At 59.9% G+C, this 13,866-nt stretch carries 11 protein-coding genes, 1 tRNA gene and 2 pseudogenes; 10 read left to right on the forward strand and 4 right to left on the reverse strand.

Going from position 1 to position 13,866, the window contains the following annotated elements; all coding sequences use genetic code 11:
• The first annotated feature begins 116 nt into the window (after positions 1-116).
• The 6 genes from hutC (at position 117) to ISF28_RS04310 (ending at position 5,624) form a co-directional block, all read left to right on the forward strand.
• The gene (gene hutC / locus ISF28_RS04285; RefSeq protein WP_229518869.1) at positions 117-836 is read left to right on the forward strand and encodes a histidine utilization transcriptional repressor HutC; all 720 of its coding nucleotides are present in this window, start codon (positions 117-119) and stop codon (positions 834-836) included.
• Between the two features lie 309 nt (positions 837-1,145).
• Complete coding sequence (gene trxA / locus ISF28_RS04290) at positions 1,146-1,472, forward strand: thioredoxin TrxA (protein ID WP_036236119.1); 327 nt, start codon at positions 1,146-1,148, stop codon at positions 1,470-1,472.
• A 138-nt stretch (positions 1,473-1,610) separates the two neighbouring features.
• Positions 1,611-2,873: a transcription termination factor Rho gene (gene rho, locus ISF28_RS04295; protein ID WP_036236120.1), complete on the forward strand. Its 1,263-nt coding sequence runs from the start codon at positions 1,611-1,613 to the stop codon at positions 2,871-2,873.
• A gap of 136 nt (positions 2,874-3,009) precedes the next feature.
• The gene (locus tag ISF28_RS04300) at positions 3,010-3,285 is read left to right on the forward strand and encodes a hypothetical protein (protein ID WP_198115915.1); all 276 of its coding nucleotides are present in this window, start codon (positions 3,010-3,012) and stop codon (positions 3,283-3,285) included.
• Positions 3,286-3,426: 141 nt separating this feature from the next.
• Positions 3,427-3,696: a type B 50S ribosomal protein L31 gene (locus ISF28_RS04305; RefSeq protein ID WP_056124537.1), complete on the forward strand. Its 270-nt coding sequence runs from the start codon at positions 3,427-3,429 to the stop codon at positions 3,694-3,696.
• Between the two features lie 167 nt (positions 3,697-3,863).
• Positions 3,864-5,624 carry an ArnT family glycosyltransferase gene (locus ISF28_RS04310; protein ID WP_198115916.1) on the forward strand — a complete coding sequence of 587 codons (1,761 nt, stop codon included), beginning with the start codon at positions 3,864-3,866 and terminating at the stop codon, positions 5,622-5,624.
• Positions 5,625-5,651: 27 nt separating this feature from the next.
• On the opposite strand, the gene ISF28_RS04315 is transcribed toward ISF28_RS04310, so the two are convergent.
• The gene (locus ISF28_RS04315; RefSeq protein ID WP_198115917.1) at positions 5,652-6,269 is read right to left on the reverse strand and encodes an FxDxF family PEP-CTERM protein; all 618 of its coding nucleotides are present in this window, start codon (positions 6,267-6,269) and stop codon (positions 5,652-5,654) included.
• 285 nt (positions 6,270-6,554) lie between these two features.
• Between ISF28_RS04315 and ISF28_RS04320 the strand changes: the two genes are divergently transcribed.
• The gene (locus ISF28_RS04320) at positions 6,555-7,028 is read left to right on the forward strand and encodes a hypothetical protein (RefSeq protein WP_198115918.1); all 474 of its coding nucleotides are present in this window, start codon (positions 6,555-6,557) and stop codon (positions 7,026-7,028) included.
• Between the two features lie 21 nt (positions 7,029-7,049).
• Here ISF28_RS04320 and ISF28_RS04325 read toward each other — a convergent pair whose 3' ends face one another.
• Positions 7,050-9,017 carry an APC family permease gene (locus ISF28_RS04325; RefSeq protein WP_198115919.1) on the reverse strand — a complete coding sequence of 656 codons (1,968 nt, stop codon included), beginning with the start codon at positions 9,015-9,017 and terminating at the stop codon, positions 7,050-7,052.
• A 139-nt stretch (positions 9,018-9,156) separates the two neighbouring features.
• On the opposite strand from ISF28_RS04325, the gene ISF28_RS04330 reads away from it, so the two are divergent.
• A tRNA-Leu gene (locus tag ISF28_RS04330) sits at positions 9,157-9,241 on the forward strand.
• Positions 9,242-9,406: 165 nt separating this feature from the next.
• Positions 9,407-9,627, forward strand: a pseudogene (locus ISF28_RS30315) (Arm DNA-binding domain-containing protein); the annotation flags it as partial.
• A gap of 111 nt (positions 9,628-9,738) precedes the next feature.
• On the opposite strand, the gene ISF28_RS30320 reads toward ISF28_RS30315, so the two are convergent.
• Positions 9,739-12,309 carry an SIR2 family NAD-dependent protein deacylase gene (locus ISF28_RS30320; RefSeq protein ID WP_229518870.1) on the reverse strand — a complete coding sequence of 857 codons (2,571 nt, stop codon included), beginning with the start codon at positions 12,307-12,309 and terminating at the stop codon, positions 9,739-9,741.
• 401 nt (positions 12,310-12,710) lie between these two features.
• On the opposite strand from ISF28_RS30320, the pseudogene ISF28_RS04340 reads away from it, so the two are divergent.
• Positions 12,711-12,964, forward strand: a pseudogene (locus ISF28_RS04340) (helix-turn-helix transcriptional regulator).
• A gap of 162 nt (positions 12,965-13,126) precedes the next feature.
• Here ISF28_RS04340 and ISF28_RS04345 read toward each other — a convergent pair.
• A complete protein-coding gene (locus ISF28_RS04345) occupies positions 13,127-13,825 on the reverse strand; it encodes a nucleotidyl transferase AbiEii/AbiGii toxin family protein (protein ID WP_229518871.1) in 699 nt (232 codons plus the stop codon).
• Positions 13,826-13,866: the final 41 nt, after the last annotated feature.

Raw genomic sequence — 13,866 nt, forward strand, 5'->3', positions numbered from 1 at the left:
GGCCCCATCGTAAGCGCGGGCGCCCCGGCAAACACTTCGGGTCTTGCTTTCGAATTCGCGATGCTAGAATAACGCCTCTCATCGCCGAGGCGGCACCCAGGATTCCGGAGAGTAGTTTGGACGAACAGATCGCGCAAGACAGCACACCCATTTTCCAGCGCATCAAGGACTATCTGCTCGGCGAAATCGCGGCGGGCCGCTGGAAGGAAGGCGATCTGGTGCCCTCCGAGCAGGCGCTCGTGCGCCAGTTCGGTGTCTCGCGCATGACCGTCAACCGGGCCGTGCGCGAACTGACGGCGGAACAGGTGCTCACGCGCCGCCAGGGTTCGGGCACCTATGTCGCGCCGCAGAAGTACCAGGCCACGCTGGTCGAGATCCGCAACATCGCCGACGAAGTGCGCGCGCGCGGCCATGTCCACGCGAGCCGCCCGCACCTGCTCGAACAAAGCCCGGCCGCCGAGGCGCTGGCGCGCCAGTTCGAACTCGAACCCGGCACGCCGCTGTTCCACTCGCTGATCGTGCACGACGAAAACGGCCAGCCGATCCAGGTCGAGGACCGCTGGGTCAATCCGGCCTGTGCGCCCGCCTACCTGGAGCAGGATTTTGCGCGCATCACGCCCAACGAGCACCTAATGACGGCCGCGCCGCTGCAGGGCGCCACCTACAGCATCGAGGCATTGCCGGCGCCGCGCGACGTGGCCGAGATGCTGGACGTCGCGCCCGGCACGTCGTGCCTCGTGCTCAAGCGCCGCACCACGTCGAACGGCCAGGTGGCGTCGGTCGTGACGATGTGGCACCCGGGACATTTATACAAGTTCACCGGCAGCGTCGGCTGACGACGTCGCCTGGACGTTCGGACTTCGGTGATAATTGGTGAGGTCCATCAGGAACATCGAGGATGTTGAGATTTTGTACAAAGCTCACGAACACGTTCCAAAAAAATCGGTTATTATTCCGATTAAACCCCGCCTGACAATCCTCTTGCAGCTCTTCCACTATTGAATATTGCACACATCGGCACCACCTTTGTGCAGCAAGCCAGTCTGACAAGTACGGAAACCGGCTGACACTACCGAGCAGGATCGACGAGAGGTCCACGAAAAGACCTGCAGGCGTTAATTGACCTACCTCTCACTGAGGAAAACATGAGCGAAAACATCAAACACATCAGCGATGCATCTTTCGAAACCGACGTGCTGAAGTCCGAGCGTCCGGTCCTCGTCGACTTCTGGGCCGAGTGGTGCGGCCCCTGCAAGATGATCGCGCCGATCCTGGAAGAAGTCGCAAAAGAATACGATGGCAAGCTGCTGATCGCGAAGATGGACGTCGATGCGAACCAGGCCGTACCGGCCAAGTTCGGCATCCGCGGCATCCCCACGCTGATCCTGTTCAAGAACGGTGTCGCAGCCGCCCAAAAAGTCGGCGCCATGGCCAAAGGCCAGTTAACTGCTTTCATCGATAGCAACATCTGATACCATTGGTGGCGGCAGCGCGCCCGCACTGCCGCCTGTTCCGGACCGGGTAGGCGATCGATTCCGATCCTATCCCTTTGATTAACCCACGCAGTCCCCTCCCCTACCTTTACATTCCCGTCACGGGACACCCGACACATGCACTTATCTGAACTGAAGGCAATGCACGTCTCCGCCCTTCTGGAGATGGCGATCAGCCTGGATATCGACAACGCAGCCCGCCTGCGCAAACAAGAACTGATGTTCGCGATCCTCAAGAAGCGCGCGAAACAAGGCGAACAGATTTTCGGCGACGGTGCGCTCGAAGTGTTGCCGGACGGTTTCGGTTTCCTGCGTTCGCCGGATGCGAGCTACATGGCTTCGACGGACGACATCTACATCTCGCCGTCGCAGATCCGCCGCTTCAACCTGCATACGGGTGACTCGATCGAAGGCGAGGTGCGCACGCCGAAGGACGGCGAACGCTACTTCGCGCTGGTGAAGGTGGACAAGGTCAACGGCGAATCGCCGGAAGCCTCGAAACACCGCATCCTGTTCGAAAACCTGACCCCGCTGCATCCGAACGAGCCGCTGCGCCTCGAGCGCGACATGAACGGCGCGGAAAACATCACCGGCCGCATCGTCGACCTGATCTCGCCGATCGGCAAGGGCCAGCGCGGCCTGCTCGTCGCGTCGCCGAAGTCGGGCAAGTCGGTCATGCTGCAGCACATCGCCCACGCGATCACCGCCAACCACCCGGACTGCACGCTGATCGTGCTGCTGATCGACGAACGTCCCGAGGAAGTGACGGAAATGCAGCGCTCGGTGCGCGGCGAAGTCGTCGCGTCGACGTTCGACGAGCCGGCCACCCGCCACGTCCAGGTCGCGGAAATGGTGCTGGAGAAGGCCAAGCGCCTCGTCGAGATGAAGAAGGACGTCGTGATCCTGCTGGACTCGATCACCCGCCTGGCGCGCGCCTACAACACCGTGATCCCGGCATCGGGCAAGGTGCTGACCGGCGGTGTCGACGCCAACGCGCTGCAGCGCCCGAAACGTTTCTTCGGCGCCGCCCGCAACGTCGAGGAAGGCGGCTCGCTGACCATCGTCGCGACCGCCCTGATCGAGACCGGCTCGCGCATGGACGACGTGATCTACGAGGAATTCAAGGGCACCGGCAACATGGAGGTCCACCTCGAGCGCCGCCTGGCCGAGAAGCGCGTCTACCCGGCGATCAACCTGAACAAGTCGGGCACCCGCCGCGAGGAACTGCTGATCAAGCCGGACCAGCTGCAAAAGATCTGGATCCTGCGCAAGCTGCTGTACTCGATGGACGAGATCGAGGCGATGGAGTTCATCCTCGACAAGATGCGCGCGACCAAGAACAACGTCGAATTCTTCGACCTGATGCGTCGCGGCGGCTGATCCTCCAGCCCTGGCATCGAACGGAAAAGGCGAGTCGTACTCGCCTTTTTTGTTTTATGCGCTACGATTCATCCATGTCAAGCCTTGGGCGACCAGGGAGCGGAAAATCCGCCCCGAGCCCACCAAGGAGATGACGATGATGACGCCCGACGAATTGCGCGACGTCCCGGCCCAGCGCAACAAGGACCTGTTGCTCGACCGCCGGCTGACGGTCCTCGAAACCCGCTTCGACACCACGCTGACCATGTTACCCAACAAAGCAGACCTGGCGGAACTGAAGGCCGAACTCAAGGCCGACATCCACGGCGAGTCGGCCCACCTGAGCAAATGGATGGCGGCAACCGCCATCACGATGGTCATCGGTTTCGGCGGCATGATCCTCACCATGATGGCGCGCCTGCCGCATGCCTGAACCGCACCGGTTGCCTTGGGACCTCGGCTGGCTTATAATCGCCGGTTCCGTATCCACCCTGGCAAGTGATCGGCAATCGGGTCAAGAAGCAGGTCGACCGACGAAGTGCCGTTTGGCTACCAAACTAACCGAGGCAAAACCATGAAGACCGATATCCATCCGGATTACCGCGAAGTCGTGTTCCACGACCTGTCCTGCGATTTCAAATTCATCACCCGTTCGACCATCTCGACCCGCGAAACCATCAATTTCGAAGGTAAAGATTACCCGCTGGTCAAGATCGAGGTGTCCGCTGAATCGCACCCGTTCTTTACCGGCAAGCACAAGATCGTCGACACCGCTGGCCGCGTTGAAAAATTCCGCCAGAAGTTCGGCTCGGTCGGCTCGAAGACCAGCGTCGCCAACGGCTAAGTCCCCGACGCGCGAACACCGGGAGGCCCACGGGCTTTCCCAGAAGGAAGCCGCTGGCTTCCTTTTTTTTTCGCGTTACGACTGGTAGCAATGCCACCCGCGACGCTTTTGCACGGTCCCCTTATACTACGCGACATTAATTTACTGCATTATTTCGCGCGCTATCGATGAAACCCGTCCGCCTTCCCGCCGCCGCCACCCTCGCGCTGCCACGCTGGGCTTTGTACGCACTCGGCCTGCTGTACATCCTGCCCGGCCTCATCGGGCGCGATCCCTGGAAGGATGACGCCGCCAGTTTCGGCATCATGTGGACGATGGCGCACGGCGGCATCCACGACTGGCTGTTGCCGAACGTCGCCGGCCTGCCGTCGCCCGACGAAGGTCCGCTGACGTTCTGGCTCGGCGCGCTGTGCATCAAGCTGTTCGGCTGGCTCGTGGGCGACGTGCTCGGGGCGCGCATCTCGACCATCGGCATCTTCGTGCTGGGCACGGTATCGCTGTGGCACACCGCCTTCCACCTGGGCCGGCGTTCGGAAGCCCAGCCGCTGCGCCTGGCCTTCGGCGGCCAGCCGGAACCGGACGACTACGGGCGCACGCTGGCCGACACGGCCGTCCTGATCTATCTCGGCTGCCTCGGCCTGTTGCTGCACAGCCACGAGACGCTGGCCGTCACGCTGCAGGGTGCGCTGCTGTCCTGGTTCCTGTTCCGCTCGGTACGCTATATCGAGGACGCCACGCCACGCAACGCCGTGCTCGTCGGTGTCGCGCTGGGGCTGCTGACCCTGGCGCGCGGCTACGCACCGCCGCTGGCCCTGCTGGCCGCGCTCTACCTGTGCACCCGCGTCCTCAAGCTGCCGTCCGCCCCGCTGCTCCGCCACCTCGGCCAGGCCGCCGGCACCGCGCTCGCCGTCACCCTCGTGTGGGTCGTGCCGGCCACGCTGGCGCATCCGTACGGCATGTCGCCCGTCGCCGACTGGCTGGCCTGGAACGCCGAGCAGCTGGGCGTGCCGGGCTGGCATGCGATCAAGGCCTTCTTCCGCGTCGGCATCTGGTATTTCTGGCCGGCCTGGCCGTTCGCCGCCTGGGCCGCCTGGGCCTGGCGCCGGCAGCACGGGCTGCTGCACATCATCCTGCCGACCTGCTTCGTCGGCGTCCTCGCGCTCGTGATCGTGTGCGACCCCGTGCCCGAAAGCACGGACCTGCTCAAGCTGCTGCCGCCGATGGCATTGATGGCCGCGTTCGGCCTGCCGACCATGAAGCGGGGCGCGATCAATGCGATCGACTGGTTCTCGGTGATGGTGTTGACCCTGCTGGGCGGGCTCGTCTGGATGTTCTGGATCGCCAAGCTGACGGGCTGGCCCGCGCAACTGGCCAAGAACGCCCTCAAGCTGGTGCCGGGCTTCAAGCCGGAATTCGGCATCGTCGCCTTCCTCGTCGCGGCCGCGACGACGGTCGGCTGGATCTTCCTCGTGAACTGGCGCCTGTCGCGCCAGCCGTCCGTGCTGTGGCGCGCGGTGGTGCTGTCGTCGGGCGGCCTGATCCTGCTGTGGGTCCTGCTGATGACGCTGTTCCTGCCCGACCTCAACTACGGCAAGAGCTACGCCAGCGTGGCCCAGCAGATCGTCGCGCGCCTGCCGGCCGACGCCGACTGCATCGACACCAACGTCGGTGCGGCCCAGCGCGCATCGTTCGCGTATTTCGGCCACCTGCCCTTCGCCCCCGTCGACGGCGGCACGTGCCACTTCCTGCTGCTGCAGGACAGCGTCGGCCGGAAGGCATCTGCACAGACGGGCCCGATGCAGAACGGCGCGCTGGTGCGCGGCGGGGCCGCGCTGCCGTTCCACGGCCGCGACTGGACCCTGCTGTGGGAAGGCCGCCGCCCGTCCGACCGCGACGAACGCTTCCGCCTGTACCGGCGCGTGCGCTGATCCGCCGCGCGCGGGCGCGCTAACCGTTCATGCGCGGCGCCGGATCCGCCCGTCGTCCGCCCGTACGCGCGCGCTCTGGCGCCGGCGCCATGCCAGCGTCGAGCACACGCCCAGGCCGGCCAGCAGCATGCCCCAGGTCTGCGGCTCCGGCACCGGAGAAATCGTCAGATCGGCGCCAAAAGCCCCGCCGCCGGCACCGCGCACCTGGCCATTCACCTGGATCGCGTAGGATCCCCTCGTCAGTCCATAGCCAGCCAGCGACCAGGAATCGGGCGCGCCGGGATCGACGCCAGTCCCGTTGAGGCCCGCGATGGCGGTGCCCAGCATGGCCTTGGTGACGGGGTCGTAGCGGTACAGGGAGAGACCCGTGATCAGGAGATCCTTCGTTTGCGGCGTGTCCAGGTAGGACGACGTCAGCGACGCGGCCGCGTCGAACGGCGTGCCGACGTCGAAGGTGAAGATGTCGGTGAAGGTGCTGCCGGTAGTCGATTGTGCGAACGTATCGCCGAAATGCGCGTTGAAGCCGCCCAGGCCGTCGTCCACCGTCACGATGGGTGCCGTGCGGTCGACCGTTGCCGCGTCCGCGCCTTGCGCCACAAGGGCCGCGCCCGCCGCCATGGCCAGAACGAGAAATTTGAGTTTCATGATAGTTCCGTTGAGAGATTAATCGGACTCGCTATCCAGGAACGCGTGTCTTTACACTGATCCGTCGGCACAGCTTAAATTCTCCACGCCTGACTAACCGTTAGATCTCGCACAAATTTCACGCATTTCCAAACTGAAAAGAATTTTCCAACCAGGAACTTTTTGTCCTAAAACAATTTATTTCGGAAAAAGGCGAATTTGAGGGAAGTCAATCCGCCATGGAGGCGCTTGATCAAAATGGAATGTGCGGGCTGTCCCTGCCGCCGTTCAACGAAAGGACACTCCATGAAAAGCGTGACGTTTTCCGAAATCGAGCGCGTCCGGAAGGGACCGCATCGCCCCTCCCTCACCTCGCCGGCGCAGCGCCTGGCGCTCCTGCTGCTTTGCCTGGTGCTGGGCCTGCCCGCGCTGGTGCTCGCCTTCCACCTGATCGACCCGACGGCGCCGCTCGGCTACATCGTCGTGCCCGTGCTGCTGGGCGGCCTGCTGCCGACGGTCGCGCGCACCTTGCCCGGCCGCTTCGAAGTCACGACGCGCTTCTCGGCCTGCCACCTGGTCGGCACGCTGGACGAGGCCATGGAACGGCTCGGTTATACGCTGAAGGAACGCGGCCCCGGCACCGTGCGCTACCGCATGCGCGCGGCGCGCTGGCCGAAATGGCAGGGGGCCGACATCACGGTGACCGTGCGCGATCACATGCTCGAAGTCACCGGCCCGATGCGCACGCTGCGCGCGCTGCGCGGCCAGCTCAGCTGCTGAAGACGGCCGCGCCGGCGGGCCTCACACCTTCATCGGCAGGATCACCATCTGCAAGCCTTCCAGGTGCAGCCGGCGCTGCACCGCCAGCGACGCCTGGTTGTGCAGCAGCCGCGTGAACCAGTTGTCGGATGCGAAAATCAACTTGCTGGTGAAGAAAATAGTGTTCGGATATTCGCGGTTGATCTGCTCGCACATGCGGGTCACTTCCTCCACCGCGTCCGTGCCGAAGCCGATGTACGACGCCGACGCCATGCCGTGGCTCTGGCAGAAATCGACGAAATATTCCAGCGTCCGCGCCGCATCCTGGCGCATCTTCTCGAGCGCGCCCTCGCCGCCATACGCGTGCGAATCGACCGTGCGCGCGTTCACGAACAAAAAGTTCTTGAAGTGACCGGGGAACATGCGCAACACCCACAACAACGCGTGCAAGCCGCCGCCGCGGGAATTACCGACGATGAACACGGCCGTCTGCGCATCCGGCTCCGGATCGGCGACTTCCTTCACCGGACCGAACGGCTGGTTGGCGAACACCCGGTCGACGGAGCGGATGGCGCGCTTGGTTTCGCGGTAGTGGTTGCGGATGAAGATGCACAGGCCGGCGATGGCGGCGATGATGAGCGCCGCGGCCCAGCCGCCCTGTGTGAAACGCTCGACGAGCAGCACGGCCAGGATGCCGGCGCAGATCACGAAGCCGACCAGCGACAGCAGGAAGCGCCGCACCCAGCGCACATTGTCCGTGTCCTTGCGATGGCGCCACCAGTACAGGCACAGGCCGAACAGCGACACCGCGAACGTCAGGAACACCGAGATCGAATACAGCACGACGAGCAGCGTGACCTGGCCGCCCGTCCAGAACAGGATCGCCAGCGCGGCGATGCCCATCACGAGGATGCCGTTCTGCGTGACGAGGCGCGTGGACAGGTAGCGAAACTGGTGGGGCACCCACGAATCCGACGCCATGTTCGACAGCACCGACGGCCCGCCGAGGAAACCCGTGTTCGCGGCCACGAACAGCAGCCCGGCCTCGAACGCGAGCGCGACGGCGAGCAGCACCTGGTTCACCAGCGCGCTGCCGAACCCCATATTGGCGATGATGCTGCGGAACGCGGTCGCATTCAGCGTCTCGCCGGCGGTCGGGTGCGCGTCCCACAGCAGGTACAGCAGGATGATGCCGCCGGCCGTGATCGCCAGCGACAGCGCCATGTAGAACATCGTCACCTTGCCCGTGCGGACACGCGGCTCGGCCAACAGGTTGACGTTGTTCGACACCGCCTCGAGACCCGTATAGGTACCGCCGCCCTGCGAATACGCGAGCAGCAGCATGCCGGCCACGCCCGTCCAGCCGATCTCGCGGGCGAGGGCGCCCGTCTCGGCCATCGTGTTCGGCAGCAGCTGCGGCAGGTGCGACGCGTGGACCACGATGCCGTACACGATCAGCACGATGTGCGTGGCGACGAAGCCGAGGAAGATCGGCAGCAGGATCTGGATCGCCTCCTTCAGCCCGCGCAGGTTCATCACGATCAGCACCCCGATGAAGAATGCTTCGGCCCAGAGTTTATAAGGCTGGAAGCCGAGCGGCAGGAACGACGCGAGCGCATCGACCCCGGACGCGATCGAAATCGCGATGGTCAACACGTAGTCGAGGATCAGGGCGCAGCCGGACACGAGGCCCAGATAGGGCCCGACGAGCTTGGTGGCCACGCGGTAGCCGCCGCCCCCGGTCGGGAACAGCTCGATCACCTGGTTGTAGGCGAGCGCGATGATGAACACCGTGACGGCGGTGGCGACCGCCATGTACAGGCCGAGGTGGGTATGGGTGCCGAGCGCGCGAAAGGTTTCTTCCGGACCGTACGACGAGGAGGACAAACCGTCCGCACCGAGCCCGACCCACGCCAGGAAAGCAACCAGGGCCATCGAGTGGCGCGTCTCGCTCTTCATGGGGTCGAGCGGCTTGCCGAGGATGATCTCGCGTATTTTTTTATTCTTCATCGTGCAGGCCGCCTTGCCGGACGGCTCGTTTGCTCAGGTAGGCAAGATGATACGCCGGAACGCTCCCCACGCCCACCGCCGGCAACACCCTCTGGTCAGTTTGCCATGGCATGTGCTAATATGCGCGCCTGCGCTTGCAGCCTCTGTGGCGGAATTGGTAGACGCACTTGACTCAAAATCAAGCGCCGAAAGGCGTGCCGGTTCGATTCCGGCCGGAGGCACCAACTACTCATCCGGAGTAGTCCCGCAAAGTCCATGAAACCGCGTTTCTCGCTCTGGGAACGCGGTTTTTTTGTGCGCCAAGGTTTGGGCTCGTCCATTACCAGCCCGCGTTTTTGGATCCAAATTTTCGCTTATGGAGAAAAAACGCTTCACGTCATGGATCTAAAATGCCCAAGATCTGCACACCTCTGACGGACACCGCTATCCGCAACGCCAAGCCAAGGGAGAAGACCTACACTCTCGGTGACGGTGAAGGCATGTACCTTGAGGTCATGCCAAACGGGACAAAATTCTGGCGCATGGCCTACCGGCAGCCGAACGGCAGGAAAAACGGCTGACCTTTGGCAAGTATCCTGTCGTAACCCTTGCCGAGGCGCGCACCAGGCGGCTGGCGGCTCGCAGGCTGCTGGACCAAGGCATCGACCCCGGCAGGGCCAAGCGCGAAGAGAAGAAAGCCCAGGCAACGGTGGCGCACATACCTTCGAAGCGGTCGCCCACGCTAACGTTGACCTTCCCTTCTCTCCATCTGCTCTTTAATCGCCTCAAAGAATTGATCCTCAAACGATCCAGCCACGCGGAACCAAGAGCCTTGTTCGCCATTCGTTCGACTGGCTGGATCAAGCCCCTTTCGTTTGGCCGTAACCATGACTTCATCGACGAATTTATCAACCAATGAAGGCATTTCGAGAGCAATCGCTTCGTCATAACGCCGCAGCGCCATTCCAATAAAATATTGACGAACCTCGTTAGAACGTTCAGAGATCGGCGAATCCCAAATCAAATGAGACAATGATCGAGTATCTGCTGGCGAACCAACCAACAAATCTACAAGTTGAGTAAGACCAATATGGCTCACCATGTGCTCAGCAAGTCTTTTTTGATTGGACGAAGCTACTGCCTCGCGCAATCTCCTGTCAGCAGTCACCAAAATGGCACGATGTCCTGCATCAACATCGGAAGCCAAGAGCGAAAGCTGTCTAGCATCGTGTTCTATTAGCCTCGCATCTTTATCTGTTTTTATCATATTCGCATATGCTTTTTGGAGCTGCAAGGAAGCCTCAGCTTGTAAACCGGCCGCAGTTTTTATATTTCTTTTTACTACATACACATTTCGTTCAGTCAACCATATACTAAGTTCATCCTCGCTCGTGTATGGAGCATAGGTTTGCAAAAAGGTGTCAAATTCCATGCTCTTGCCCGAATGGATAAGATTAGCATATGCCCCGACAAAGACGTTCATATTCGTCGCACCAGAAAACATGGCCTCACGAATAACGTCTTCTTTAAAGCTCTCTTTGTTTTCTTCGAACTGTTGCATTGCGAGGCGTCGATGGCTAACGACCTCATTTAGGTATTCGTAAATTGCAAAGACCTTGGTTGCATTGTAGCCATCGGCTGCGTTAGCAAGTGCGGCGATTGTTTGCGAATATATTTTGTGATATGTGTGTCCTTCGACAAAGGCCGGCATAATAACATTTGCGTCAAGATATATGCGGGACGGCAGAGTGCTTGCAAACAGCAAATTCGATCGGGGGGCTTGAAGAGCCAACTCCAAGCCGAAACTTGCCCGTCCAAGCGCTCCCAGAATTTCAGCATCAGCCACAGTTGGGTTATGAATTAAACGCTCACATACTCGAATCATACGTTGGATATCAGTAGTGGATTGCGTACGGCAAACGCTAAACATAAGCTGGTCAATATTTAAGGCTTTTGGCACTTTCCCTGCCGCGAAAGCTGCACCTAAATCCCAGCCGCGTTGGAGGACGAGTTGGGCAAAAAATTTCTGCAAGCCGCTTCTTACGTCTGAGGTCGGGCGATACCCCTCCTCAACAAATGCTCTGTTAAGTGCGCTATCGACTAAGGTATTAATATCTCGCTCCAGCTTATTTGCACCATCCAAGCTTCCTTGCCATGTAACTTTTTGCTCACCGGCTCGTCTATGCCATAAACACAGCTTTGCCCCCGTCATTGCGGTAAGTGCGGCGGTTACAAGCCGCTTCGATTCATCCAGACTAAGATTTGTATCAGCATGAATTTTCGATACAACGTCTTTAAACGGAACGGAATTTGGATGAGATCTCTGAACGATAGAGCTAACCATCCCCTCAACAATGACTTCGCGCAAAGGATGTATTCCCGCCCCTAAATCTGCGCGCGCGTAACATGCGGCCAAGTATTGCTTCGCCGAATCAAAGGGTAACGTAACCTCGTTGTCGATAGCCACCTTATCAACAACTGCTGTTGATGAAAGCAGGCCTCCCACCTCGTCAATTAGCGCCCATAGTGCATCGTGAGATTTATCTGAGGCGGAGTGATCATAGTAAAGAGCTTCTATATTAAGTCTATTTAAAAGGGCTTTCGTATCATCATCTGCATCGCTTGGCATAATCGCGAGATGATTGCCAACAGCAAGCGGACCATAGCTTTTATTGATTGCACGCAAAATCGATAATATAGCCGGATCAGCAAACGAGAATCCCATCATCAACATTCGCCTGCTTTTAAATGCCTGTGTAAGCACATCTTTATAATGCTCATCCCGCTCCAATTCGCCAAACTTCGTTTGCGTTAGTACTATTTCGGTGGGATCTTCGATAGCCCCGTGAATCCGGCAAACAAAGGGGGGCTCGGCGAACGTTGCATTTCTAAATGAAACGTCACCTCGCTTATAATCCTTCGGCGCTACTTTTCTAACGTTGGCAAAACCATCGAAGAGCAAACGATCAAAATTTGTCGTGATTGCACAAGTAAAAGGAAGTTTGAATAAAGAGTCAATTGCTGTTGAATTTCTAGGTGTAAGCGCCGCTATAAGTCGTGCATAACGCTCTTTGTCTGTCACTCCGTCAGCCATAAAAAAGAATTCTGCAGCCTTCAGATAATCGTATTTTTTAACAAGCTCGAGCATTTTTTGCGCTACTAAAACATCGTGCCCTTGCAGCCATTGGGCAAGTTCATGTAATAGCGGCCCCCAAGGTGGCACCCCTGCGCGAGCAGACAATCCCGCACCTGCAAATAACGTTACCTCCGAGCCAGCGGTCAGAAATTCAACAATTCGATTAGCTTTATTCATCTAGATTCTTCACGGTTGGGTTTCGTTGAGTATGCAACTACTTACTCGCAGCATCAGATTTACAGAAGAATGAACTAGAGCAATGATATTGTCTAGATGCAAGTGGGAAATTTTAATATTTTAACCATTAAGGTGTTCGTGCAGACGTCAGTCGTCAGGTACGAGGCCTGCGCCCAAAACCAAGACCTAAGGCCCTGCTTTCAACACGCTCGAACCGGGTGAAATGACGCTTGCATAGGTTCCGGCGCAATGTCCTGCTTGCCACCTGACGGCACACTGCTACCTGCGTCGCAACGCCGCTAATAGCCCGATGCAGTCGCTGCACCGACGACGCGGCGACACCTGCACGATCCGGCTACGCGGAAGCGATGCTTCTTTTCACGCTCACTTTGGAGGCGTACATGGATCAGCAAGCGGTCGATGCGGCGGTTGAACGCCGTGCGTCGAGCAATCGTGCCGACGTTCGGTTCCTCAGACTTAAAGAAGTGCTCGCCATCTGCGGCAAGTCGCGGAGCAGCGTCTACGACGCGATAAAGAAGGGGACTTCCCAAAACCGGTAAAGCTTAGCGGTAGGTCGTCTGCGTGGATTAAAAGCGAAGTCGAACAGTGGGCAGTCGAATGCATTCGCGCCAGCCGACAGGATCAAAGGCCTTGAGATACGGGCCGTCGACTACTAACGGACGCCGGGCACGACAGTCAAGGCAAGCGGTATAGGATGCGCCAATATCGGCTTAGCGTCTGCGGGCGAGTCCGATCTCAGTCACCAATTGCAAGCAAGCGTCGCAGCGTCCCTGTCACCTCGTCCAGGCCCGGAGCCTCAAGCTTGCTTTTGGAGAGAAACGCGCGCCACTGCTGCTTGGCCGGATTCGCCAAAAAATGCGCCGCTCAGCCCCATCGGGACGGTCGCAGGCACTTCGGTTCGTCGGCGCGCGAACGTCGCCTGAACAGCTTGTCGCAGGACAGCGGCATCGATCTCGGCATAGGTCGCAAGGAACCAAAGATCAAAGTAATCTTTCATGCGCGTATTCGCCATGCCGAGGCTGACGATCGCTTCGTACTTCTCTGCGATCACGGTGTACACCGGATAGGCGCGCAGCGACGGTGCCTCGACATCGTCCAGAAGAGCCGGGAACTGCACGAGTTCCGGCGCCGGCGTGACGGCATCGCCGTAGCCCACATCGATCTGCACCGAGCAGCGTGCGTTATCCAGAGCTCCAATCAGGTTGACGCGCACGCCCTCGTAATTTGCCTCTTTGCGGATCGGTGCTGCCCGCACGCTTGTGTGGTCGAAGGAGATGCCATCATCGGACGGCGTCGTGCAGACCTGCTGGAAGACCTCGATCAAGTGGTCGATCTCCGAGGGACCAAACCCGAGGAGGTCGATGTCCCGGGTTGGCCGATGCGGCTGGTCGAACCACAGGTCGAAGAGCAGCGCACCCTTCAACAGGAACTGGTCGGCCCATGGCGATACGCTCAATCGGTACAGCAGGCGTTCAAGCGAATACCGCGTTAGCATCAGGTTAAATCGGCGCGTGCGCGATTCAGTAGGCGCGCGCG

This window comes from Massilia rhizosphaerae (assembly GCF_016093545.1).
In the GTDB taxonomy this organism is placed as follows: Bacteria; Pseudomonadota; Gammaproteobacteria; order Burkholderiales; family Burkholderiaceae_D; genus Telluria; species Telluria rhizosphaerae.

Bases quoted from the DNA above. Each gene is read 5' to 3' on its own strand.
- trxA (WP_036236119.1), top strand. From the start codon at position 1,146: ATGAGCGAAAACATCAAACACATCAGCGATGCATCTTTCGAAACCGAC.
- rho (WP_036236120.1), top strand. From the start codon at position 1,611: ATGCACTTATCTGAACTGAAGGCAATGCACGTCTCCGCCCTTCTGGAG.
- ISF28_RS04300 (WP_198115915.1), top strand. From the start codon at position 3,010: ATGATGACGCCCGACGAATTGCGCGACGTCCCGGCCCAGCGCAACAAG.
- ISF28_RS04305 (WP_056124537.1), top strand. From the start codon at position 3,427: ATGAAGACCGATATCCATCCGGATTACCGCGAAGTCGTGTTCCACGAC.
- ISF28_RS04310 (WP_198115916.1), top strand. From the start codon at position 3,864: ATGAAACCCGTCCGCCTTCCCGCCGCCGCCACCCTCGCGCTGCCACGC.
- ISF28_RS04315 (WP_198115917.1), bottom strand. From the start codon at position 6,269: ATGAAACTCAAATTTCTCGTTCTGGCCATGGCGGCGGGCGCGGCCCTT.
- ISF28_RS04320 (WP_198115918.1), top strand. From the start codon at position 6,555: ATGAAAAGCGTGACGTTTTCCGAAATCGAGCGCGTCCGGAAGGGACCG.
- ISF28_RS04325 (WP_198115919.1), bottom strand. From the start codon at position 9,017: ATGAAGAATAAAAAAATACGCGAGATCATCCTCGGCAAGCCGCTCGAC.
- ISF28_RS30320 (WP_229518870.1), bottom strand. From the start codon at position 12,309: ATGAATAAAGCTAATCGAATTGTTGAATTTCTGACCGCTGGCTCGGAG.
- ISF28_RS04345 (WP_229518871.1), bottom strand. From the start codon at position 13,825: ATGCTAACGCGGTATTCGCTTGAACGCCTGCTGTACCGATTGAGCGTA.